The organism is Paenibacillus sp. FSL R10-2788, assembly GCF_038003885.1.
In the GTDB taxonomy this organism is placed as follows: Bacteria; Bacillota; Bacilli; order Paenibacillales; family Paenibacillaceae; genus Paenibacillus_AQ; species Paenibacillus_AQ odorifer.
This window is the reverse complement of sequence record NZ_JBBOQA010000001.1, coordinates 2,292,161-2,315,034: the sequence shown is the minus strand read 5'-3', so window position 1 is coordinate 2,315,034 and position 22,874 is coordinate 2,292,161. Positions and strand designations below refer to the sequence as shown.

General features: G+C 46.1%; 23 protein-coding genes. 9 read left to right on the top strand and 14 right to left on the bottom strand.

Features of this window, described 5'->3' with window-relative positions; translation table 11 throughout:
• Positions 1 to 77: 77 nt before the first annotated feature.
• Entirely contained in the window at positions 78 to 275 is a 198-nt protein-coding gene (locus NSQ50_RS10015) for a cold shock domain-containing protein (RefSeq protein ID WP_036689272.1), read from the bottom strand.
• Between the two features lie 173 nt (positions 276 to 448).
• On the opposite strand from NSQ50_RS10015, the gene NSQ50_RS10010 reads away from it, so the two are divergent.
• The 6 genes from NSQ50_RS10010 (at position 449) to NSQ50_RS09985 (ending at position 5,119) form a co-directional block, all read left to right on the top strand.
• Positions 449 to 682: a hypothetical protein gene (locus NSQ50_RS10010; protein WP_036689271.1), complete on the top strand. Its 234-nt coding sequence runs from the start codon at positions 449 to 451 to the stop codon at positions 680 to 682.
• A gap of 6 nt (positions 683 to 688) precedes the next feature.
• Entirely contained in the window at positions 689 to 859 is a 171-nt protein-coding gene (locus NSQ50_RS10005; protein ID WP_036689267.1) for a hypothetical protein, read from the top strand.
• A 212-nt stretch (positions 860 to 1,071) separates the two neighbouring features.
• Positions 1,072 to 2,862, top strand: a complete 1,791-nt coding sequence (pepF, locus tag NSQ50_RS10000) for an oligoendopeptidase F (RefSeq protein WP_036689265.1) — start codon at positions 1,072 to 1,074, stop codon at positions 2,860 to 2,862.
• A gap of 88 nt (positions 2,863 to 2,950) precedes the next feature.
• Entirely contained in the window at positions 2,951 to 3,262 is a 312-nt protein-coding gene (locus tag NSQ50_RS09995; RefSeq protein WP_042126298.1) for a LapA family protein, read from the top strand.
• A gap of 2 nt (positions 3,263 to 3,264) precedes the next feature.
• Entirely contained in the window at positions 3,265 to 4,305 is a 1,041-nt protein-coding gene (locus tag NSQ50_RS09990; protein ID WP_036689645.1) for a M42 family metallopeptidase, read from the top strand.
• 169 nt (positions 4,306 to 4,474) lie between these two features.
• The gene (locus tag NSQ50_RS09985; RefSeq protein ID WP_340949914.1) at positions 4,475 to 5,119 is read left to right on the top strand and encodes a hypothetical protein; all 645 of its coding nucleotides are present in this window, start codon (positions 4,475 to 4,477) and stop codon (positions 5,117 to 5,119) included.
• Positions 5,120 to 5,453: 334 nt separating this feature from the next.
• On the opposite strand, the gene NSQ50_RS09980 is transcribed toward NSQ50_RS09985, so the two are convergent.
• From NSQ50_RS09980 to hemE, 10 genes are all read right to left on the bottom strand, one after another.
• Positions 5,454 to 5,939 carry a tetratricopeptide repeat protein gene (locus tag NSQ50_RS09980; RefSeq protein WP_249267663.1) on the bottom strand — a complete coding sequence of 162 codons (486 nt, stop codon included), beginning with the start codon at positions 5,937 to 5,939 and terminating at the stop codon, positions 5,454 to 5,456.
• Positions 5,940 to 5,981: 42 nt separating this feature from the next.
• Positions 5,982 to 7,919: an ABC-F family ATP-binding cassette domain-containing protein gene (locus NSQ50_RS09975; protein ID WP_038569816.1), complete on the bottom strand. Its 1,938-nt coding sequence runs from the start codon at positions 7,917 to 7,919 to the stop codon at positions 5,982 to 5,984.
• An 86-nt stretch (positions 7,920 to 8,005) separates the two neighbouring features.
• Entirely contained in the window at positions 8,006 to 8,575 is a 570-nt protein-coding gene (locus NSQ50_RS09970) for a TetR/AcrR family transcriptional regulator (protein ID WP_076098408.1), read from the bottom strand.
• A gap of 44 nt (positions 8,576 to 8,619) precedes the next feature.
• Complete coding sequence (locus NSQ50_RS09965) at positions 8,620 to 9,423, bottom strand: DUF92 domain-containing protein (RefSeq protein ID WP_076140916.1); 804 nt, start codon at positions 9,421 to 9,423, stop codon at positions 8,620 to 8,622.
• Between the two features lie 22 nt (positions 9,424 to 9,445).
• Positions 9,446 to 10,069: a fumarylacetoacetate hydrolase family protein gene (locus NSQ50_RS09960; RefSeq protein WP_036689251.1), complete on the bottom strand. Its 624-nt coding sequence runs from the start codon at positions 10,067 to 10,069 to the stop codon at positions 9,446 to 9,448.
• Between the two features lie 36 nt (positions 10,070 to 10,105).
• Positions 10,106 to 10,837: a glycerophosphodiester phosphodiesterase gene (locus NSQ50_RS09955; protein ID WP_076133644.1), complete on the bottom strand. Its 732-nt coding sequence runs from the start codon at positions 10,835 to 10,837 to the stop codon at positions 10,106 to 10,108.
• A gap of 21 nt (positions 10,838 to 10,858) precedes the next feature.
• Positions 10,859 to 12,256, bottom strand: coding sequence for a CapA family protein (locus tag NSQ50_RS09950; RefSeq protein WP_076223257.1), 1,398 nt, complete (start codon positions 12,254 to 12,256; stop codon positions 10,859 to 10,861).
• Positions 12,257 to 12,418: 162 nt separating this feature from the next.
• Entirely contained in the window at positions 12,419 to 13,843 is a 1,425-nt protein-coding gene (hemG, locus tag NSQ50_RS09945; RefSeq protein WP_076223259.1) for a protoporphyrinogen oxidase, read from the bottom strand.
• Entirely contained in the window at positions 13,840 to 14,796 is a 957-nt protein-coding gene (hemH, locus tag NSQ50_RS09940) for a ferrochelatase (RefSeq protein WP_076223261.1), read from the bottom strand. Before hemH ends, hemG begins: the two co-directional genes overlap by 4 nt.
• Positions 14,797 to 14,851: 55 nt before the next feature.
• A complete protein-coding gene (gene hemE / locus NSQ50_RS09935; protein ID WP_038569805.1) occupies positions 14,852 to 15,913 on the bottom strand; it encodes a uroporphyrinogen decarboxylase in 1,062 nt (353 codons plus the stop codon).
• A 231-nt stretch (positions 15,914 to 16,144) separates the two neighbouring features.
• On the opposite strand from hemE, the gene NSQ50_RS09930 reads away from it, so the two are divergent.
• Positions 16,145 to 17,365: an MFS transporter gene (locus NSQ50_RS09930; RefSeq protein WP_038569803.1), complete on the top strand. Its 1,221-nt coding sequence runs from the start codon at positions 16,145 to 16,147 to the stop codon at positions 17,363 to 17,365.
• A 4-nt stretch (positions 17,366 to 17,369) separates the two neighbouring features.
• On the opposite strand, the gene NSQ50_RS09925 is transcribed toward NSQ50_RS09930, so the two are convergent.
• Positions 17,370 to 17,999: an O-methyltransferase gene (locus tag NSQ50_RS09925; protein WP_076223263.1), complete on the bottom strand. Its 630-nt coding sequence runs from the start codon at positions 17,997 to 17,999 to the stop codon at positions 17,370 to 17,372.
• 201 nt (positions 18,000 to 18,200) lie between these two features.
• Between NSQ50_RS09925 and NSQ50_RS09920 the strand changes: the two genes are divergently transcribed.
• Positions 18,201 to 19,340, top strand: coding sequence for a THUMP domain-containing class I SAM-dependent RNA methyltransferase (locus NSQ50_RS09920; protein WP_076223265.1), 1,140 nt, complete (start codon positions 18,201 to 18,203; stop codon positions 19,338 to 19,340).
• A 208-nt stretch (positions 19,341 to 19,548) separates the two neighbouring features.
• Complete coding sequence (locus NSQ50_RS09915; RefSeq protein WP_076223267.1) at positions 19,549 to 21,588, top strand: LTA synthase family protein; 2,040 nt, start codon at positions 19,549 to 19,551, stop codon at positions 21,586 to 21,588.
• 611 nt (positions 21,589 to 22,199) lie between these two features.
• Here the strand turns inward: NSQ50_RS09915 and NSQ50_RS09910 are convergent.
• Both NSQ50_RS09910 and NSQ50_RS09905 read right to left on the bottom strand, forming a co-directional pair.
• A complete protein-coding gene (locus NSQ50_RS09910) occupies positions 22,200 to 22,439 on the bottom strand; it encodes a DUF1450 domain-containing protein (RefSeq protein ID WP_036689224.1) in 240 nt (79 codons plus the stop codon).
• Between the two features lie 41 nt (positions 22,440 to 22,480).
• A complete protein-coding gene (locus NSQ50_RS09905) occupies positions 22,481 to 22,783 on the bottom strand; it encodes a HesB/IscA family protein (protein WP_036689223.1) in 303 nt (100 codons plus the stop codon).
• Between the last annotated feature and the right edge of the window lie 91 nt (positions 22,784 to 22,874).

The following is a 22,874-nucleotide window of genomic DNA, read 5'->3' as shown; positions in this document are numbered from 1 at the left end:
GTTGGTAACCACTCTTGCAAGGGCTTGCCAAGTAAATTATATATTTGTAGCAGACAGCTTAACTGTCCTGCTGTTTCTTATAATTTTACTACGTTTTCAGCTTGCGGTCCACGACTACCATCAGTGATGTCGAATTCTACTTCTTGACCTTCGTCCAAAGTCTTGAATCCTTCACCTTGAATTGCTGAGAAGTGTACGAATACATCTTCGCCGCCTTCTACTTGAAGAAAACCATAACCTTTTTCTGCGTTAAACCATTTTACTGTACCTTTCAATTGAACAACCTCCTAAAAATAACCGCCATATATGGCGTATAACTATAGTATACTGCAATCTTCTGTTCAAATCAATCAAACCCAACCCTTAATATATGATTTAATTTGCTTTTCCCTTCTCCAGTGCGTTATCATTGAGCCAAAAGCCAAAAATCGCCAGGGTGGTAATGATAATGATCAAAAAACATGAAATATACAAAACAGACAAATGGAATATGATGACGGTAGAAGTTCAAGGCCGCTACATTGTACTCCGCGAAATTTCCGATCAATGGGGAGAAGAAACACATACCTTCCTGAGTCGTCCAGCGATGATGCAATGGGTGAATAACCGCTTCAACAAGGAATCTTATAAAGACAATGAAGAAGAGTACAAAAACATCATTGCAGCTTTCAAACAGGTATAACAGGAAATGAATAACGAAAATCTCACGATTTATGTTGTCCTAGTCCTCTGTCTAGGCGCAGTATTAATTATGACCAAGGATCGTGTCCCGCCGAAACTAAAGCGGGGCATGGCCATGGCTGCAGTCGTAATGATTCTGTTTGCTTTCATCTTTGTTATTTATAGCTTGTTGGCATAACTACCATATAAAGAAGACTAAATATTAATAATCAGGACTTAGCAGGACATAATAAGCTGACTCTACTTTTCAAAGAGGAGGACGTCATGCCTATTACACTCAAGTCCATCCCTCTTCTACTTGTGCTCAGCTTGCTACCGGGTGAAATATCATCCACAGTATTGCCGAGGGAGATTATGCCTACTACATCTCATCATTCTAGGAGGGTTTCTATGGAACAATTATTGAAGAGAAGTGAAGTACCTGCTGAGAATCGTTGGAAGCTTGAAGATATATTTGCCTCTCAGAAGGATTGGGATGCAGAATATGCTGAAGCTAAATCACTGATCAAAAAAGCTGCTGATTTCCAAGGTAAACTTGATTCCGCAGAAGCTGTGAAACAATGTTTTGAGCTGGATGACAAGCTGTCAGTCTCCACTGAGCGACTTTTTGTCTATGCTCATATGCGTCAGGATGAAGACACTGCTAATCCTGAATATCAAGCTTTGTCCTCCAAAGCGAAGAAGCTTGGGATCGAAGCAGGCGAAGCCTTTTCTTTTGTAACCCCAGAAATCTTGGCACTGCCTATTGAGAAGCTGGATCAATTTATTGCTGATCCTGAACTGTCCGCTTACACCTTCACTTTAAAAGAGATGAAACGTGAGAAAGCGCATGTATTGTCCAAGGCTGAGGAAGCTCTGCTTGCCCAAGTTGGAAACCTAGCACAAGCGCCTCAGAACATTTTTAGTATGCTGAACAACGCAGATCTGAAATTCCCTAAGATTAAAGATGAAGATGGCAAAGAGGTCGAGCTGACTCACGGCAACTATATCAAGTTCTTGGAAAGCTCCGATCGCGAGGTTCGCCGAAATGCTTTTAAAGCAGTCTATGACACCTATCGTAAGCAAAAAAACACCATCGCAGCAACGCTTAGCGCCAATGTGAACAAAAACGTCTTTTTCTCACACGTCCGCAAGTATCCATCTGTAATGGAAATGTCTCTTTACGGTGATAACATTCCAAAAGAGGTATATACCAACCTGATCGATACGATTCATGAGAGTCTTCCTTTAATGCACCGTTACATGAAGTTGCGTCAAAAGCTGCTTGGTGTGGATGAGTTACATATGTATGACCTATTTGCACCACTAGTAGATGAATATAAGCTAGATATCACGTACGAAGAAGCGAAGAAAATTACCAAAGAAGGCCTCAAACCGCTGGGTGAAGATTATCTGAATGTGCTGCAAAAAGGCTACGACAATGGCTGGATTGATGTCTATGAGAACGAGAATAAACGCTCTGGAGCTTACAGCTGGGGCCCTTATGGCACACACCCATACGTCCTGCTGAACCATAACGATAATCTGAACAGTATGTTTACTCTGGCACATGAGATGGGTCATGCTCTACACTCTTATTTTTCAGACAACGCTCTGAACTATCGGGATGCACAGTATACCATTTTCCTTGCAGAGGTTGCCTCGACTACCAATGAAGCTTTGCTTATGGATTATCTACTCAAAAAGTCTACAGATCCTAAGGAAAAAATGTATCTGCTCACCTACTATGCCGATCAGTTCCGGACAACGATTTTCCGGCAAACGATGTTCGCAGAATTCGAAAAGATCATTCATCAGCGTGTTGAAGAGGGCGATTCGCTTACCCCACAAGATCTTTCGAGTATCTACTACGACCTGAATGTCAAATACTACGGCAAAGAAATGGTTGTAGATCAGGATATCGAGATGGAATGGGCACGAATTCCGCATTTCTATAACAGCTTCTATGTTTACAAATATGCAACAGGCTTCTCGGCAGCGACTAGCTTTGCCAAACAAATCCTTGAAGAAGGCAAACCGGCGGTAGATCGTTACCTCGGCTTCCTGAAGAGCGGTGGCAGTGATTACTCCATCAATATTTTGTCAAAAGCAGGCGTTGACATGTCGTCTCCTGAGCCGATTCGCGAAGCGATGAGTGTGTTCGAAAGTGTTATCGCGCAAATGGAACAGTTGACCAAATAAGGCAGAGAGCTTAGTATTACATTAATCCCTTGCCCTATCTGGGCAGGGGATTTTATATTGTTATATCCCCCTGAGGAGGAAGAATTCAATGAGAATTCAATGGTCACTAATTGCGGGTCTAATCTTCGCGCTGCTAACCGCCATATTCGCAGTCATCAACGTTGATCCCGTTCAAGTCAATTTCGGTTTTGATGTGGTTAATATACCACTTATACTCGTTATTCTTGGCTGCGCGTTAATTGGCGGAATCATCGTGGGCTCTTATGGCATTTTTCGTCAATACAAACTACAAAAGCAAATTAAAAGCTTAACTGCTGAGCTTACCAAGCTTCGTGATGCCGACACTTCACTGGATTCTTTTAACACAGACAATGATGGCTTAACAGGAGGGCTTAACTAATGATTACCATTCAACCTAATGAAGACTACATACTTTCCATCCTAAAAAAATTACTCGATACCCCCAGCCCAAGCGGTTTCACTGCACAGGTAATGACACTAGTTGCTGAAGAAGCAGCTGCGCTGAACATACCTTTAAGCTGGAATGAAAAAGGCGGCGTAATTCTTAACGTCCCGGGCCTAGATCCCTCTCGTACTATTGGCATCAGCGCTCACGTGGATACACTTGGTGCCATGGTACGCTCGATTAAAGCTAACGGTACACTGCGACTGACCTCAGTAGGCGGCTTCGCCATGCACAGCATTGAGAATGAATATTGCACGATCCATACCCGCAGCGGCAAAACTTATACAGGAACCATCTTAACCAGCCATCCATCTGTTCACGTATATCCAGACGCTCGTGACTTCAAACGATCAGAGGAGAACATGGAAGTACGTATTGATGAGCTGGTATCTTCTAAAGAAGACGTACTCAAGCTTGGCATTTCCGTCGGAGATTTCATTTCTTTCGATGCACGTGCAGTGATTACGCCTAGCGGCTACATTAAATCCCGTCATTTAGACGACAAGGCAAGCGTGGCTGCCCTTCTTGGATTACTGGAAAGTATTAAACGTGAAGGCTGGAAACCTCTCCACAACCTTTCTTTCCTCATCTCTAACTACGAGGAAGTGGGACATGGTACAGCTTGGATTCCTGGTGAAATCAATGAAATGATTGCCGTCGATATGGGCGCCATGGGTGATGATCTCAGCTGTAAAGAAACCGATGTATCCATCTGTGCAAAAGACTCTTCCGGCCCTTACGATTATGTTATGACAGGCCGTTTGATTGAACTGGCAGAGGCACTCGCAATTCCTTATGCCGTTGATATTTATCCTATGTACGGCTCCGATGCTTCCGCAGCGCTCAGAGGCGGAAACAATATCCGTGCAGCATTGATTGGCCCAGGTGTACATGCCTCCCACTCCATGGAACGTACGCATAAGCAAGCTGTAGTGAACACTGCTAAGCTTCTCGCTGCTTATGTGGGTACAAACTGAGGCTAGCTCTGGCAAGCTAAAACAGCTCTGGAGGCGCAGACAGAGACTTATCGTCTCACTCCTGGTGTTATTGATAGCGGGGTTAGCGCTATCGTTGTTTCTGGTATTTAGAAATCACAAGGAAGATCCCTTTAAAGGTCTTCCTCACGCCTATAGCTTTTTGGAAACAGTGAGTGCAGATAATGTGCAGCTCTATATGATGTCACTTTCACCTGAAGATATTAAGCTCAGGGCCGCGGGTGTCCCTTTACGGCAAGTTAATGCATATGGGATTAACGGTGGTTTTTTCTATCAAGATGCGCTTTTATCCATGGCTATCATGAATGATACTCCAGTCAACGGGGCCCAGAAGGGTTATGGGTCTGGCTGGTTCAATGCTAAATACGCACGTGGAACTCTTGTCTGGGATGGTGCCAGCCGTAGCTTCTCCGTACAGGTTGTCTCTTCTGGAGAAGAATTGAAGATTACTGATCGCCAGCATTATTTTGCGCAAGGTGGCATTAGTATGAATCTGGGACACAAAGACTTATGGGAAGCGGCAGTAGCTGAAGAGCATCTTCCTTACGCTGATGAGAAACGCCTGCGCTCAGGCATGGTGTATGACAACACAGGAAAGCTCTGGCTGATTGTTACCCCAACGCTCTCAACAGCGGCAGATTTCCGCTCAGCGATCCTCCAGACAGTTCCTGCCAAGGGTCTGGAGGGTATCTTCTTGGACGGAGATGGCTCTTCCCAGATGAATGCGAAGGAAATCATTGTACCCGGCGATTCTCGGTCTGTAGTGCAAATGATTGCTGTGGACGGAACGAAATAAAAGAGTAGAATTCTCCAATTACTGGAGGACCCTACTCTTTTTTTATTGGTGGTTCGCTTGTTCTTCAACAGACATTGCCGGAATTTCCGGTGGTCATCACTTTCGCCTGGTGCTTACGGACCCAGATGATGTTATTCGCCAATTTTCAGCCTATGGGGCACTGTTTCGGACCCAAGCGACGTTATTCACGCTAAAAAGGAACGTATTGGGCGCTTTTAGTGTCAATAGCGACTGTGGTGTCCGTTAACATTCCAAATGTGCAATAATGCTGCGTTTAAGGTCAGTGGTGTCCGGATAGTACTTCGTAAGTATTAATGTGATCTAAAAGCTAGCATCAATCCCAGACTTGCTCCAGCTTATCTGAATAATAAGAAATGGCCTTACTGTAACTTCTTATCCCTTCATCCGCAGAGGTTTCTGCCAACAGCTTAAGCAGCAGCTCCATCGCTTGACTATGCTCTCCAAGATTGTGCAAGGTCATGGCTAGGAACGCCGGAAATTCCTTATTCTCTGGGTACTCCTGAACAGCCTGCATCAGAAGACCTTTTGACTTCTCGTATTCTCCGAGTGTCCGGTAGGTGCTGCCCAGTCCCAATAGAGCGCCAACTCTCTGCTCAGAGGGTAATCCTAACGCCAAGCTTTTCTCATAAAAGGGTACTGCCGCCCGCTCCAAACCCAGCACATCATGCGTCCAGGCCAATTGATATAGAAGTTCAGCGTCCCCAGCATTCTGCTCATATAGCTCAAACAGCATCATTTTGGCTTCTTCCGCTTTACCAGCGTTGCGTAGGGCTACGGCAGCTTTAAGTTTATCTTCCACACAGAGCCCTCCCCTATTTTCATTAAAAGCCATCCAACTGGTTTAAGCCTTACCAGCGATTTTCTCCGCAAGCTCGTTCAGATAGGTCCAGCGTTCCATAAGACGCTCCAGCTCTGCTTCGGCTAGGCGTTGCTCCTCTACTAGCTCCTGCAGCCTTCCAGAGTCAGCAAAAGCCGCCTCCATCTGTACACTAATATCCGTCAAACGTTGCTCTGCAAGCTCAATTTGCTCATCAATGCCCTCATATTCACGCTGTTCCTTGAAGCTGAATTTGAGTTTTGTTTTGGGAGCCGTTGAAGATGCAGGGTTGCTGCCAGTGTCCGCGGCCTCTTTTCGCTTTGAGCTTCCATCTTCTTTGTTCGATTCTCCAATGCGTGACGGTACATTTTTGGCCAGCCATTCTTCATATTCCGTATAATCGCCAACGTGAATCCGGATATCGCCATTTTCAAAAGCAATCAGCTTATCTATCGTACGGTCCAAGAAATAACGGTCATGGGATACGGTAAAGACGACACCCGGAAATTCATCCAGATAATCTTCCAATACAGCCAATGTGCCGATATCCAAATCGTTCGTAGGTTCATCCAAAAGCAATACGTTAGGTGCTCCCATCAATACACGAAGCAGATACAAGCGTCTTTTTTCGCCCCCGGACAGCTTCGAGATCGGTGTCCATTGCATCGCAGGAGGGAACAAGAAGCGTTCCAGCATTTGACCCGCCGTAATCACACTGCCGTCTGCTGTCCGTATCACTTCTGCTTCTTCCTTCACGTATTCAATGGCACGCATACTGTCATCCATATCCTGATGCTCTTGTGTAAAGTAACCAAGCTTAACCGTAGCGCCAAGCTGAACTTCACCTTTATCGGGTTGCAGCTGACCTGCAATCATATTTAAGAGTGTTGATTTGCCGCTGCCGTTCGGGCCGACGATGCCCACTCTATCCTGGGGTACAGCGATATAGCTGAGATCTTTGATTAGCTGACGACCATCCAACGCTTTCGACAGGTCATTAATTTCAATGATCTTGCGACCTAAACGTGTAGAAGCCACAGAAATATCCAATGAACCGTTCGAGCTGCTTCCTGTACTCTCTTTCAGCTTTTCGAAGCGGTCGATTCTTGCCTTCTGTTTTGTTGAACGGGCTTTGGCACCGCGACGAATCCAAGCCAGCTCTGTACGCAGCAGGTTCTTACGCTTCTGTTCGGCAGAGGCTTCTCGTTCTTCGCGATCGGCTTTAAGCTCTAGAAACCGTGAATAGTTAGCTTCATAACGATAAAGCTGGCCACCATCTAGCTCTAGCATGACACTAGCCACACGCTCCAGGAAGTAACGATCATGCGTCACCATCAAAAGAGCGCCGCGCCGTTTCTGCAAATATTGCTCTAGCCAAGCCACGGAATCCGTATCAATATGGTTGGTAGGCTCATCAAGAATCAGCAGTTCAGAGGGGGTAATCAGTGCAGCTGCCAGAGCTACACGTTTACGTTGTCCACCAGAAAGTGTGTCCATTAGCGCATCAAACTTTAAGATGCCTAGCTTGGTAAGCACACTTTTGGCTTCACTCTCCAAATGCCATGTTCCCGCAGCGTCGATCGCCTGCCCAATCTTTACTAGTTTTCCTTCCAGTTCAGCATTACCAGGCTGCTGTTCAAGTAGAGACATAGTCTCCATATACTCACGCATGGTAGCAAGGTCTGGATCATCCCCGGCGAACACTTGCTGCAAAACTGTATTCATAGGATCATAAGGAGGATTCTGCGCCAAATATTGTACTCTTACATTATTCCCGATGGCAATTTGCCCACCATCCGGAGTATCCAGACCGGCAATAATCCGTAAAAAGGTTGATTTACCCGTTCCATTCACACCGATCAAGCCAATTTTATCCCGATCGTCCATACCAAATGAAGCGTCGCTAAAGAGTACTTTCTCGCCATAACTCTTGGAAAGATGTTCCACGGTCATAATATTCATGCCATTTCCTCGCTTGCCTTATATTTTCATAAAACCGGCCGCATCTAACCAATGCTATTTATCCGGTCTATCATCCTATCCAAAATTCAGGTGATCATGGCCCCTCTAATAAAAAGACCAGCAGCGAAATCAGCGCGTTTATACGCGTCCTCCTCCGTAAAAGACGGATCAAATAAGATATCCATCTTCAAACGATCCAACATCCCTATGTAGGACTGTGCCATAAGCTCAGGCTCGGATGCTCCACCTTCTAATAATACCTTGACCACATCTTGCATGTATTGCTCCATAAATTGTGTCATATACGCCACTAATTCAGGATTATTGTTAGGGGCACGGAAAAAGAGCTTCGTATGCCGCTTGCGTTCATAATAATAATTCAGGTGATGTTTAGCAATGATCGACAGTTTACCGGCCAAAGTATCACTAGCCTTCAGCCTTTCCTGTAATTGCAGGAGAAATCCCTCACAATCGCGGCGCGTCACTGCCATGAATAATTCTTCCTTGCTCTTGAAGTATAAATAAACGGTGCCCTTTGCTATCCCGGCTTGCTCCGCCACTTCCGACATCTTCGTTTCGTAAAATCCACCTGAACCGAAGAGCTCGTATGCGGCATCCAGAATAGCAGTATGTTTTTGATTGGATGCGCTACTCATCGGTCCCTCCCTAAACTGTGCCGTTCAAAGCTTAAATTCAAATGCTAAATGATCATGCTCAGCAGTAAGGCAGCTGCACCGCCGAGGATAGAGCTGATGGCATTGACTGCATCATTGCTCATCCACTTCCAGCCTCTTGCGTGTACAGCTGGAGCCCCACAATGCTGTGAGCCTTCCACTTCGCGGCCGCATACGGTACAGCGGTTCATCTGCTGCACGGTTGCACCAAGGATAGAGTCGGCAAAGGCGCCGACTAGTCCTCCGGCAAGTCCTGCTAGGGTAAGCAGCACGAAAGAGTGATCCGGCATGCCGGATATCATTCGCAGCAGCCAAGCTGACGCACCGATGAGTGCGCCTCCTGCTGCTGCCGCCAGCGTACCCAAGCTGGATACACCTCCCGAAGCTCCGGCAGCAAGAACTTTACCCGTAAGGACAGAACGAGGCGGTTTCTTGCTCAGTGTTCCGATCTCCGTAGCCCATGTATCCGAGGTTACTGTAGCCATTACACCAATAAATAGGAACCCCCACAGCTCATGCGGGAAGATCGCATTCAGGAGAACCAGAACCATGCCAAGTCCACCGTTAGCAAAGACCTGCCCGGCATCGCGGCGGCCCGTCTTAGCATACGTCAGCTCTAATTCTGCTTTATTATCATGATGAAGTTTGGACAGCAGGCTTGAAGTGATGAAGAAGATCAGCAATATCCCAAACCAAAAAGCATTTCCGGCACCAAAATAAATAGTGCCCATCACTACCGCGGCAATCATGCCAGAGAGACTTAAAGACTGCTTCCAATATGCCGCTCCCGCAACAATCAAAGCGCCTAAAGCGCCAATAACCCACTGCATAGATTCATCTCCAACAGATCTATTAACCGATCAGGCAAGTCCCCATCAGCTTGTCGCCCCAGTACAGCTCGAAAGCGTCTCCAGCTACAGTAGGACCCACGCCTGCCGGAGTACCTGTAAATATCACATCGTCTTTCCCTAACCCGTAGCGCTCGGCGATAAAATCAACAATTTTTTGAAGTGAAAAAATCATGTTTTTAACATTGCCGCGTTGTACTTCCACCCCATTTTTCACCACTGTAAAATCAGTTCCCTCCAGCTCTTCCTTATCTGGAAACGCTATGTAAGGGGTGAGTGGTGCGGCATTTTTAAAGCCTTTAGCTGGCGTCCATGGCAAACCTTTCTTCTGCAGATCATTATGCACATCACGCAGCGTGAAATCCAGTCCCAGTGCCATTACATCTACCAGATCCTCCACGCTCATGCCTGGTGTATAATCACGTGCAATACGCAGTACAAGTTCCCCTTCATAATGAATCTGACCCGCATCCTTTGGCAGCTTAATTACTGCTTTATCGAGGGAAACAGCCGCATGTGAGGGCTTCATGAAAATGAGCGGCTCCACTGGCACATTGTTACCCAATTCCTCCGCGTGTAGCTTGTAGTTGCGTCCAACACAATAAAGATTATTAACAGCAGCGCACATAAACAGTCAGCTCTCTTTCCCATCGATTTGGATTATTTATACCTTCAGAAAGGTGTCGCCCCATATATCCGGGCGGTTTGTACAGATCATTATATCAGAATGCATGTCGGCTAAGCGACGCATCTCTTTCGCTTTGTTCACAGTCCAAGCCATAATTTCCACCCCTCGCTCGGACAAAAGCTTGGCCAGTCTAGGATTCAGACGCGAGAAGCTAATCGAAAGTAAAGAGCAATCCAGTTCATGCAGCCTGCGTGCAGGATTGCCAAATCTGGAATCAAAGATCAATCCGGTGCGAAAACGGGGATCAATTTCCTTGACTTTTTTTAATGCTCCAGTATCAAAAGAGGTCAAGATCACGTCGTCCCGCATACCTTTTGCAGAAATAAGATCCGTCACCGTCTTCTCAATGCCAGGATACATATCTCCCACTGTTTTCAGTTCAATATTCAGACGCAATCTTCCGGAGGCTAGTGACAGCACCTCTTCCAAAGAAGGCACCCGCTCGCCCTGAAAAGAACGCCCTTTCCAGCTCCCCGCATCCAGACGCCGGATATATTCCCAGTCCATGTTCTTCACCTTGCCATGACCATTGGTCGTCCGGTCCAACGTATAATCATGAATGACAACAGGAACGCCGTCTTTGGAGAGCTGGACATCAATTTCCATCCAGTGCACATAGGGCATGGCAATCGCCATCCGAATGGCTGCCAATGTATTCTCTGGAGCTTTACCGGAAAACCCTCGATGGGCTACACACAAATTGTTCATCATAAGGACCTCCCAGGAACCCTATTTGGTAACTTGAGTGACTTTACCGTCGCTGCCGATCTTTACCCGTCCTGCGGATAGAGCTTCTACTCTTTTTAACAAAAGTTGTCCATCCACTGCGTTCATCGGCACAGGCTGTGCTAGCTCGGCTTTCATAGGCTTCAGCTTTAGGGAACATTGACCTTTTACACTACATTCCGCCTGAAAAACCGCAGTTTCCCAAGTGGCAGGCACTGTAGATCTCGTAAAAATAAAATTCCCGGTGCTGTAGGCAATCCATTTGCCCTTATATGGCTCCACGCCTTGTAGCACGTGTGGATGGCCGCCAATGACAAGATCGGCTCCTGCATCGATAAAGCTATGGCCCAGCGACTGTTGCGTTTTATCATATTGTTCTACCCGCTCTTTACCCCAATGGACAACTACGACCACCAAATCGGCTTTCTTTTTGGCTGCAGCAATAGCCTTCAGTCCTTCTGCACTATCGTATACGGAGGCAAGTCCCGGCTTATTTTTTCCTGCCATCCAATCCGACGCAGGAATCACCCGGGTGAATCCCAGCAAAGCGATCTTAATGCCCTTACGTTCAAAATATTGCGCCGAATATGCTTCTTTACTGTTAAGCCCCGCACCCACATAAGGAATTCCTCTTTCAGCAAGGTGGTTAAGGGTATCCCGCAAGCCTTGCTCTCCTTGATCAAGCGTGTGATTATTCGCCATATTTACTGCGTCCACACCAGCTGACTTAAGCGCATCCAGAGCGAGTGGTGATCCTTTGAATACAAATTGCTTATTAGTGGCACTTACGCCACCTGTGGTCACTGGAGTTTCCAGATTCAAGATCGTAAGATCATCTTTCTTGAACAGACCATCCAATGCGGCATACGAATAATCATAACCTTTCTTCTCCAGCAGTTCTCCAGCTTTCCCGGAAAATATAACATCTCCACCAAAATTCAAAGTCACCGTCTTACCAGACGCGTCATCATCTGACGGCAGACCAGACACTGGATCATTATTTGCCGCTTCCGAGCTGTCCTCATCCTTCGCAGGGGTCGCTGTCGCTTCAGGAGCTTGTGTTTCAATGATCTCTTCGGGCTCCTCCTGCGGTGTAGGCGTTGGCTCTGGAGTTGCCGTAGGAGAAGGGCTTGGCGTCTCTGTAGCTTCAGGCGTTGCAACTGCAACCACCGGAGGTGCTGTCTGAGGCTGATCACTACTCTCCGGTATAGGCGTAGCTGTCGCTTCTGCAACCGGAGGCGGTGAGGCGCTTTTCTTGTCAGGGTCATTCGTAAAGCTATAAGTCAATAACACGGTAATCATCAGAAGAAGACCTGCATTGATCCAAGCCCAGGCCGTTCTGCGCTTGCGTTTGCTCTTATGTTTGTTCTTTTGTCTAGAACGCGATCGCGGCGGATACATGGTTTCTGTGATCTCCTCTACTCTCAAATTGTTTTTATTATAGCATATCTATCACAGCACCCTACAAATAAGAGAGTCGATAGAAATAGAAAATTTTACTAACTAAAGAAAAACAGTGAAGCGCCTCATGCTTCGCTTCACTGTTTTATTTAGTCATCGTACTCACATTTCATTCATTAGCTGTTTAGCAACGCTTTCCGCAATAAGCTTGGACTGCTTGATGCAATCCGGCATTGCTATGCCATTAAATCCGGCGCCAATGACATACACACCAGGAAGCGAAGCTGCTAATTCTTTGCGGAATTCGGTAATATTATCAAGATGTCCTATAGGATACTGCGGCATGGAATGCTCTAAGCGGGTGATTTCCGTAAATATTGGATTCGCAGTAATGCCCATGATCTCTCGCAAATCTTTAAGTACAAGCTCCGTCAAAGCCTCATCAGGCAGCTGAACATTCTGTTCATCATCAGAACGACCCACATAACAGCGTAAAAGCACCTTATCATCAGGAGCCGTATGCGGCCATTTCGTAGATGTCCATGTGCAGGCAGTAATATTTCGCCCTTCTTTACGAGGCACAAAAAAACCCGATCCATCATATTCGTTAACAATATCCTTTTTGTTAAAAGCCATGACTAGATTCGCTACTGAAACATAATCCACCGCTTCCAGCGCTGTAACATCCATATGGGGACGAAGTAAGTCAGCAGCCGAAAAATTAGGCGCAGTGATATATACATCATCCGCAAGCAACCGTTCGCCATTCTCCAGCTCTACCTCATAGATAGAAGGACTCCCAGCAGCCTGAATAGAAACTACGTTAGACTCCGTCCGTTGTTCTACATCACGCAGCTCATAAATCAGACTATGCACGAGACTTTGCAGCCCTTTGCGGAACGTGAGGAAGGTACTCTGTGTAGTACCTTCCTGTGCCTTTTTATTCTTTCGCCCTGTGCGCATTCCACGAATAAGGCTCCCATACTGCTGCTCTAATTCTCCAAATTGCGGAAATGTAGCTTGCAGGCTAATCTTTTGTATATCTCCGCCGTACATGCCAGAAAGGAGCGGCTCAGTTAAATTCTCCAGCACTTCAGATCCTAGACGTCGCGCAATAAGCTCACCAAGCGATTCGTCCTCATCATTACGCCGCGGAGGAAGAATAAAATCCATCATCGCACGTATTTTGCCCCCAAACGAAACTAACCCACTTGATAAAAAAGGTTTCAGTTCGGTAGGGATACCGAGTACAAGACCGGTTGGCAGAGGATTAAGCTTGTCCCGCTGCAAGATATATCGCTTCTTAGCAAGAGGGTTGGAGGATACCAGCTCGTGATCCAATTCCAATTCCTTAGCCAGCTCGCACATCTCCGCCCTTTCCGCTAGAAATGAATCTGGTCCCTTTTCAATCACAAAACCATCGCGATGTAAGGTTTCAATCTTTCCACCGAGGTTTTTCTCTTTCTCAAGCAAGACTATATCAGGCTTAATACCCGCTTCTTTATAAAATTTACGAATATAAAAGGCGGCGCTGAGTCCACTCAGCCCTCCGCCTATGATAACAATTTTTCTTGTGGGGCCAATCATGATTGAGCGGCCTTCATCTGCTCCAGTCGTTTACGAATTACATCGCTCAATACAGACATATATGCGGGATCACTATTCAGTGAGTCGATCCGCATAAGACGCATATCAAGCTCCGAAGCTACGGCTGTTGCCTCTATGTCGAGATCGTACAGTACCTCTAAATGATCGGATACGAATCCGATAGGGGCCACCAATACGTATTCCACCTGTTCTTTACTAAGCTTTTGCAGCGTGTCCAGAATATCCGGACCGAGCCACGGTTCAGCTGTGCGACCAGCACTTTGCCAAGTAAACTGCCAGTTGGTTACGCCTGCCTGAGCTGCAATTGCTTGCGAAGTTTCCAGCAGTTGATCCCGATATGGATCACCCATAGCCAGAATACGTTCTGGAAGACTATGAGCGCTGAATAATACGCGAATCTCATCACGGGTCGCACCTGCTTCAATATATTGATCCAGCTTCGCCGACACTCTTTGGCTTAACACATCGATCAATTCAGGATGCATATGGTAACTCTCTACAAAACCCATGTCAATCTTGCATGCATCAGCCTTTTCCTGTGCACGCTTGATGTAGCTCCCCACACTCATACTGGAATAGTGTGGCGCCAAAACAATACCCACTGCTTGAGTAATGCCATCCTTCGCCATAGCCTCCACGCCGTCCTCAATAAAGGGACTGGCATGCTTCAAGCCTTGATAGCAGACAAATTCAACATCTGCTCCCGCTTTATCCGCATTTAATGCTGCTTGTAAAGCTTCTACTTGCCGGTCTGTATTCTCCCGCAGTGGGAATACCCCCCCGACGATTGCTTCATAACGGTCGGTTAACTCTTTAAGCTGCTCCGCTGTTGGCGGATTCCCCCGTCTAATATGCGTGTAATAAGCTTTAACATCTTCTAGGCTCTTAGGAGTGCCATACGACATGACGAGAACACCTATTTTTACTGTCACGGATTCCGTCCCCTTTACAATTTAATAGCGTGGAACATATAAATTCTTATATTTTTTACGAACGTTGCTTAGCCGTTTTTTGTAATACTTCCTGAGAATAAGCGTGAATATACTCCGTCAATTCTCTAAGTTTGTCTAATGAGGCCTCCGGGAATAATCCATGGCCCAGATTGAAGATATAACCTGGCTCAAGTACACCTTCATCGATCAGTGCTTTCGCGCGTTCCTTCAAGAGGTCCATCGGAGCTGTAAGCAAATATGGATCAAGATTTCCTTGAATCGCAAATTTATTGCCTATTCTGCGTCGACCTTCAGTCAAGCTAACTCGCCAATCCAGCCCGATTACGTCTGCTTGAAGCTTCGTAAGACTTGGCAGCAATTCTCCAGAGCTTACGCCAGGAAAGTATATTTTAGGTACATCAAGATCAGATAATTCGGAAAAAATACGAGAAACCGTCGGCAGCACATACGTTTCAAAATCGCGTGGAGCAAGCGCACCAACCCAACTGTCGAACAATTGGAAGGCCTTTCCTCCACTCCGCACATGACTTCGGAGGTACGTGATAATCATATCGCCCAGCTTGTCCATCAGCATTTCCCAGACACGGGGTTCACTGTACATTAGCTCTTTCGTACGGATATATCCTTTGGAAGGTCTACCTTCGATCAAATAGCTGGCAATTGTAAACGGCGCGCCTGCAAAAGTGATCAAAGGAACGTCCAGTTCCTTATCGAGAATAGCAATCGTTTCCAAAATGTGGCTCAGATCACCCTCCACATCAATGGGTTTTAGTCTCTCCACATCAGCTGCACTACGGATCGGATTCTCAATCACTGGACCGATATCCTTAACGATATCGAATTTCACTCCGATTGAAGCAACTGGATTCATAATGTCGGAATACAAAATGGCCGCATCCACACCCAGCTTGCGAACGGGCATCATGGTTACTTCTGCCGCCAGCTCAGGCTGCTTGCAGATTTCAAGCAACGAATACTTTTCCTTGATTTTACGGTACTCGGGATCATAACGGCCGGCCTGCCGCATGTACCATACGGGAACGTGCTCCGTGTCCTGCTTTCTACAGGCGCGGATAAAAGTGTCATTGTAGGTCATGATAAGATCTCCATTATATTTTATTAGATTTTTTTAATCGGCATATCTACTATTATGCCCTTTTTAAAAGCTTGTAACAACTAATACGAAGAGTTTGGAATGACAATCCTATGACATTACTATGACATGTGTTGCACACATTAAGCTGCAAAAAATGATATACTGATAAAATGGCATTTTTTCCGTGAATCATATATTCTCTGAAATTCTTTGAAAGGATGTGAAAGCACTATGAAGAAATGGGAGACCTGGAAGGTCAACCTCTTAGTGCTTTGGTTCGGGCAATTTTTGGTGAATGCTGGAATGACAATGATTACACCCTTCCTGACCTTGTACCTTGCGAAGGATCTTGGTGTCCAGGGTGAACATGAAATTGGAATCTGGGCGGGACTTATTTTTGCCGCAAACTTCTTAACCTCTTTCATATTCCAGCCATTATGGGGCAAGCTTGCAGACAAGTATGGCCGTAAGATCATGTTGCTGCGTTCCAGCTTTGGGATGGCTATTGTCATGGTATTAATGGGCTTCGCACAATCCCCTTTACAGCTGCTCCTGCTCCGTCTCTTAAACGGTACAATCTCTGGCTTCAATCCCGCCTCCATCGCACTGGTGTCAGGTACTACCCCCAAAGAACGTATGGGCTTCTCCATGGGATTAATGCAATCAGGATCTGTAGCAGGAACAATTCTAGGACCACTGATTGGTGGCTTACTTGCCGATTTAATCGGATTTCGGCCGATTTTTTATGTCGTTGGGGCCTTGCTCTTTATCGCCTCTCTCCTGGCATTATTTCTTGTTAAGGAAAAATTCGACCGCGCCGAAGCTGCACAGGAGCCGCAGGTTTCTGTACTCGCAGGTTTGAAGGAATTAATCAAAATCCCTCAGCTGCCAGCTCTATTCGGTGTAACCTTTCTGCTGCAATTTGCAATGATTAGTCCTATGGCCTTGTTGCCACTTTATGTAGAAAAATTAAATGGACCCGCCGAGAATATAGCCTTCTTGGCCGGAATGGTCAGTGCCGTTACAGGGATCTCCAATATGCTGGCTTCTCCCTTGCTTGGTAAGCTAAGTGACAAAGTCGGCGCACATCGTATTCTGACCTATGCGTTAATTGGCGCTTCACTATTCCTAATTCCGCAGGCATTCGTAACTAGTGTCTGGCAGCTGATTATAGTCCGTTTCCTAATGGGAGTCTTCATGGGTGGACTGTTGCCCAGCGTTAATGCGCTTATCCGCTCCTATACCCCTGACGGAAAAGAAAGCCGCGCATTCGGCTTCAACAGCAGTACATTGGCGCTAGGCAATATGCTGGGAGCTATCTTGGGCGGCTTTCTATCAGGTTACATCGGAATTGAGGGGCTTTTCATTATATCCGGCTGCTTGCTGCTGGTTAATACGATTTGGGTTCGATTGAAGCTGTACAAAGTAACAACACCGCGGTTATTTCGCTAATCAGCTATTTCACCATCGCTAGCGCCAATCCATCATAGGCAGGCAGACATGTACTGATAAGACGTTCATCCGTGGCGATCATCTCATTGAAGTGGCGCACAGCCAGGATGGCAGGACCATTTCTATCTGTATTTAAGGTCCGTCCACGGAGAAAAATATTATCACCCGCAATGATCGCTCCTGGATTGGCCAGCTTGATGGCATATTCCAAGTAGTTAGTGTAGTTCAACTTATCTGCGTCAATGAAAAAGAAATCGAACCTAGCGCCCTCTGCTTCCAGTGCCTTCAGGCTGTCCATTGCGGGTCCTATTTTATACTCCGTAGTATCGCCGAAGCCTGCCAGCTCTAAATTACGTCGGGCAAGCTCGGCATAGTCGGCTCTCAGCTCTAGCGAAGTCAGTGTGCCACCTTCAGAGAAACCGCGGGACAAGCAAATTCCGCTGTAACCGCCAAGTGCGCCAATTTCCAAAATACGCTTAGAGCGAGACAGTCTAACTAGCATGGTGAGCAGTCTTCCGTACCCCGGCTCGACAGACACCGGCGGCATGCCTGCTTGGACGATTGCTTCTTTTACTTGAAGCAGAATTTCGTCCTCTGTATAAAGTTGTTCACTGTATTCTTCTTGCGTAAGCATAAAGATTCTCCTTTGAGGATCCCCCGTTTGCTCATAGTAAGGGATGACGGGGAACATTTTATGATTTATGGAATGCCGGGCATTGTGAAGTGTCCCACATTCCCCTATACTTGTATGGATGCTTTAAAGGACGACAATGTCGTCTCTTCTTATTGTACTGGCTTTTTGTATTTATCTACAAGTTAACGGAGTTGAGAGTATTTGAGCAAATTACAATTAATCGCTACTGCCCCTATGGGTTTAGAAGCTGTGGTAGCGCGCGAATTAAACGAACTGGGTTATGAGACCAAGGTCGAGAACGGACGAGTATTATTCAGCGGTGATTACATCGATATCTGTCGCTGTAACTTGTGGCTGCGTACATCTGACCGCGTATTGGTTAAAATGGGCCAATTCCCTGCTAAAACCTTTGACGAGTTATTCGAAGGGGTTAAAGCCTTGCCTTGGGAAGACTGGATTCCAGAGAATGGAGAATTCCCGGTTGAAGGACGGTCCCATAAATCACAACTAACGAGTGTACCCGCTTGCCAAGGGATTGTCAAAAAAGCCATCGTCGAGAAGCTGAAGCTTTCGTATCATACAGACTGGTTCCCGGAGAACGGTCCTCGATATGTGATCGAAGTGATTTTATTAAATGACATCGCTTTGATCACATTAGATACCACAGGACCCGCACTTCACAAACGTGGTTACCGCAGACATGCAACAGAGGCTCCACTGAAGGAAACAAAGGCTGCTGCACTAATCCAGCTTAGCCGCTGGAATGGCCATCGGCCGCTGTTCGATCCATGTTGTGGTTCGGGAACACTGTTAATTGAAGCCGCCATGATCGCTTGGAATATTGCACCAGGACTACGCCGCTCATTTCCATCTGAACATTGGCCAGTCATTCCAAAACATCTTTGGGAAGAGGCTCGCGAAGAAGCTTTCGATGCTGTGCGCGACGATTATCCTTTGCAATTAACGGGTACGGACATCGATCCAGAAGCAATTGAAATTGCTGAAGCCGCCGCCAAGAGTGCTGGACTGTCCGGAGAAATCACCTTCAAAGTGATGGCTGCCGCCAAAGCAAGACCTGAAGGAGAATATGGTTGTATCATCACCAACCCTCCATATGGTGAACGGATCAGTAATGACAAAGAAGTGGAGAAGCTGACCCGCCAGTTTGGTGAAATGATGATATATCTGCCAACATGGTCATTTTTTGCGATTAGCCCTTACAAGGAATTCGAACAATTTTACGGTCGTAAGGCAGACAAACGCCGCAAACTGTATAACGGACGTATCGAGTGTCAATATTATCAATACTTGGGTCCACTTCCACCTAGAAATCCGAAATAATTAGGATCACCATTGGTTTGAATGCAGAACGGACATCTACCTCGTATCGTATGAGGAGGGTGTCCGTTTTTCTCCGAGTATAAGACAGTTTTAGTTTAACACCCATCCTTTACGCTCTATATTTCTAAGAGAAACGTTTGTCATCTAAAAAAGACAACAACGTTGTTTCTTCTCGTTTTGTTTATTTTCTGTGCTAGGAGGCTTCAAAATGTCAGTTTTTCCATCAAGTCGGAGCAGCACAACCGTAACAAGTACAATAGCTGCTGTGATTCGCTCCCGATATATCGGTTATCTCCTTTTTCTTGGCATCATGCTGGCCAAGTTATTATTTCTGCATAGTGGGCTGCATGCTCCCAATATAGATATGAACCGGCAGGACAAATGGATTGCTGTAGGTTCAGTCATGTTATTGTCTTTTTGGACCCTGTGGCTTCCCCGCCGGGGACAGACGATAACGTTGTTAAGTATAAACTTGCTTCTGACGCTGCTTATTTATTCGGATATCGTCTACTATCGTTATTTTAAGGATTTTATCACGGTACCCGTATTGTTTCAGGCTGGACAGATGGATGCGCTTGGTGGAAGTATCTTCGCACTACTGCGTCCTTCCGATCTTTATTTGTTCGCTGACTGGCTATTTCTTATTGCATACGGAATCGGCGTAGGATTATACCGCCGCAAATCCCATACATACTTGTCTAATGCCGTCCCTCGCCGTTATGGGCAATCTCACTCTTATTCTCAAACCGGTTATTCCCGCCACTCTTCACGCCTAAGCAGGACGCTAAAAAGAAGCGTGAATGGGATCGTTGCTCTGGTGCTAGGTTGCGTGCTGACCTTTGGACCTATCCACACCTACGCTACTACCTGGGCTAAAGATCTATTCACTGGCAACTGGTGGAGTCTCGCCATGTATAACGTAACCGGACTAATCGGTTTTCACGGTTATGATATTTACTTATATGCTAAAGATCATCTAGGTCCGCAGCCCGAGCTTTCACAAGAAGAAGCCACCTCGATGCAGCTCTGGTTCAATGAACAAAACACTGAGCAAAGTGCCAATAATGACAGCTTTGGAGAATACAGCGGAAGCAACATTGTTGTTATTCAAGCTGAAGCTTTTATGAACTTTGTAGTTGGACGCTCAATATCCGGTCAGGAGATCACGCCTAATCTGAACGCTCTAATCAAAGAAAACACCTATTTCAGTAACTACTACCATCAGACCTCACAAGGCCGAACTTCCGATGCGGATTTCACGTCCAACGCTTCCCTGTACCCGCTGGTCTCCGGCTCGGTATTTGTCCGTTACCCGGATCATCAGTTTGACACGCTGCCTGCTATTTTGAAATCAAAGGGCTACAGTACCAATGCTTTTCATGCGTACGAAGGTAGCTTCTGGAATCGGCAGATTATGTATAACGCGATGGGTTATGACCATTTTTATAACAAAAAAGACTATACAATAGACGAACCTCTAGGCTGGTCTCTGGGTGACAAATCCTTTTTACGGCAATCCCTCGATATTATGAACACTTCAGAAACGATACAGCAGCCTTTTTATTCATTTTTGACTACACTATCCAGCCATCACCCTTATTCTCTCCCTGCAGATAAACAAGGGCTTGATACTGGAGAGTTCAAGGGCACGATCTTCGGAGATTATTTGCAGGCTGTTCACTATACGGATGAAGCTTTAGGGGAAATGGTCAAAGAGATGAAGCAGCGTGGGCTGTGGGATAATACCATTGTTGCTTTCTATGGAGATCATGATAATTCGATCCAGGAGATCGCTTATTACGAACAATTTCTCGGCAAAAGCCTTAGCGCACTCGATATGCAGCAAATAATGCATCAGGTTCCCTTGCTCATTCATCTTCCAGGCTCTAACGCCTCTGTCCTAGATTCAGCTCCAGCTGGTCAGTTGGATCTTACACCTTCCTTGCTCCATTTGCTCGGGATCTCACGTGATCCTTATTATCTCATGGGCAATAATCTGTTTAGCGGGCATGAGCGTCTTGTAACGCTGCGATCCGGCGCCTATGCCGATGCAAAGCTGTCTTATCTCCCCAGCGAGAATGGGCAATTTGCCAGCGGAACCTGTTATAGTCTCGAAAGCCGCGAAGCCGTGGACGTAGGGGAGTGCAGCATCGGGTATGAGACCAGCAAGCTCCGCCTACAGATCTCCGACGATATCATGAAATATGATGGAATCAAAAAGCTTAAGAATACACAATCTGCACCTTAAGCTTATATCCCGGTAAATGAAGAGACTGTCCACAAAACTATCGAAAAGGGCTGCTGCGACATCCTCTCTATGTTGGACACTAACTCCTGATCGTTGTTGGAAGCACGTTGGGTTTTCCGACTTAGATACGCGAAGTATCTCACTAACGGACACAGCTGACCTTAAACCCAGCAATATCCGAGATTTGGAATGCTAACGGACTCCAGAGCAGCTATTAGCCTGAAAAACGCCGATATGAGCCTCTTTTCTGAGGAATAGCGTCCCTGGGGTCCGAAATCTTGCATTAACAGCTAAAAACACGCAAATAACGTCATCTGAGTCCGTAACCCCTGTAGGATGAGGAGATGGTGGGATGGTGGAATGATAGGATGATGGGATGAGGAGATGATGGTGGGTCGATGAGATGGTGAGATGATGGGACGATGGGTCGATGAGATGAGGAGACGGAGAAATGATGGGATGATGGACACGATTGAAGAAAGCCGTCAATGACCAGAAAACGCAGAGCAGCGATCCTCCAATAACAGGAGAATCGCTGCTCTGTTTACTTTTACTTATTCTGAGAATGAAGAGGGATCGACCCTATTATCTTAGTTGATAAGAACTCAGTATTATTTCTGAACGGAGGGCTGTTTGATAAAAGCTTCTGCTTTCTTCAACACTTCATCCTCCGTTGGAGCACTCACATAACGACCATTCACATAAACAAAAGCCCGTTTGCCACATGGACCGCAGTACGACTTGCAGCCAACCTTGATCTCGGCATCAGGTGCCATTTTTTGCAGCTTAGGGATAATACTTTTCAACTTCATGAAATTACATTCATCGCACACTTGTATTTCGTTAGCCATGGAGCAACCCTTCTTTGTGTTCGAAATTTACAGGCGAGTGTTTAGTGATCGCCGTGATTACCTTTAGAGGGATTCGTAATGACAAAACCTTCTTGTGGAAGATACAAATAATCAACGACCACGCCATCAAGGAGTGGTTGACTCGGATCAAGAATAACATCGATTTCCTTATCTGTCGACACTACAACATCGTTCTCTTTAGGCGTGTCCAAGTCCAGTCCGTAGTGAGCATGATCACCGTGTGCATGTGTAATTGCTACGCGCAGCTTCAACTCGCTGTTTCCTTCAAGCTCCATTTGTTTCTTTATCACTTTAGCCGCATTGCGGGTAATTTTGACCTTCATCTATATTCCATCTCCTAGTCCGAAAATTAAATACTCAATTACTTATTTTAAAGGTAAATGACATCTAAAAGCAACTATATTAGCTAATTAG

Bases quoted from the DNA above. Each gene is read 5' to 3' on its own strand.
- NSQ50_RS10010 (WP_036689271.1), top strand. From the start codon at position 449: ATGATCAAAAAACATGAAATATACAAAACAGACAAATGGAATATGATG.
- NSQ50_RS10005 (WP_036689267.1), top strand. From the start codon at position 689: ATGAATAACGAAAATCTCACGATTTATGTTGTCCTAGTCCTCTGTCTA.
- pepF (WP_036689265.1), top strand. From the start codon at position 1,072: ATGGAACAATTATTGAAGAGAAGTGAAGTACCTGCTGAGAATCGTTGG.
- NSQ50_RS09995 (WP_042126298.1), top strand. From the start codon at position 2,951: ATGAGAATTCAATGGTCACTAATTGCGGGTCTAATCTTCGCGCTGCTA.
- NSQ50_RS09975 (WP_038569816.1), bottom strand. From the start codon at position 7,919: ATGAATATTATGACCGTGGAACATCTTTCCAAGAGTTATGGCGAGAAA.
- NSQ50_RS09970 (WP_076098408.1), bottom strand. From the start codon at position 8,575: ATGAGTAGCGCATCCAATCAAAAACATACTGCTATTCTGGATGCCGCA.
- NSQ50_RS09965 (WP_076140916.1), bottom strand. From the start codon at position 9,423: ATGCAGTGGGTTATTGGCGCTTTAGGCGCTTTGATTGTTGCGGGAGCG.
- NSQ50_RS09960 (WP_036689251.1), bottom strand. From the start codon at position 10,069: ATGTGCGCTGCTGTTAATAATCTTTATTGTGTTGGACGCAACTACAAG.
- NSQ50_RS09955 (WP_076133644.1), bottom strand. From the start codon at position 10,837: ATGAACAATTTGTGTGTAGCCCATCGAGGGTTTTCCGGTAAAGCTCCA.
- NSQ50_RS09950 (WP_076223257.1), bottom strand. From the start codon at position 12,256: ATGTATCCGCCGCGATCGCGTTCTAGACAAAAGAACAAACATAAGAGC.
- hemG (WP_076223259.1), bottom strand. From the start codon at position 13,843: ATGATTGGCCCCACAAGAAAAATTGTTATCATAGGCGGAGGGCTGAGT.
- hemE (WP_038569805.1), bottom strand. From the start codon at position 15,913: ATGACCTACAATGACACTTTTATCCGCGCCTGTAGAAAGCAGGACACG.
- NSQ50_RS09930 (WP_038569803.1), top strand. From the start codon at position 16,145: ATGAAGAAATGGGAGACCTGGAAGGTCAACCTCTTAGTGCTTTGGTTC.
- NSQ50_RS09925 (WP_076223263.1), bottom strand. From the start codon at position 17,999: ATGCTTACGCAAGAAGAATACAGTGAACAACTTTATACAGAGGACGAA.
- NSQ50_RS09915 (WP_076223267.1), top strand. From the start codon at position 19,549: ATGTCAGTTTTTCCATCAAGTCGGAGCAGCACAACCGTAACAAGTACA.
- NSQ50_RS09910 (WP_036689224.1), bottom strand. From the start codon at position 22,439: ATGGCTAACGAAATACAAGTGTGCGATGAATGTAATTTCATGAAGTTG.
- NSQ50_RS09905 (WP_036689223.1), bottom strand. From the start codon at position 22,783: ATGAAGGTCAAAATTACCCGCAATGCGGCTAAAGTGATAAAGAAACAA.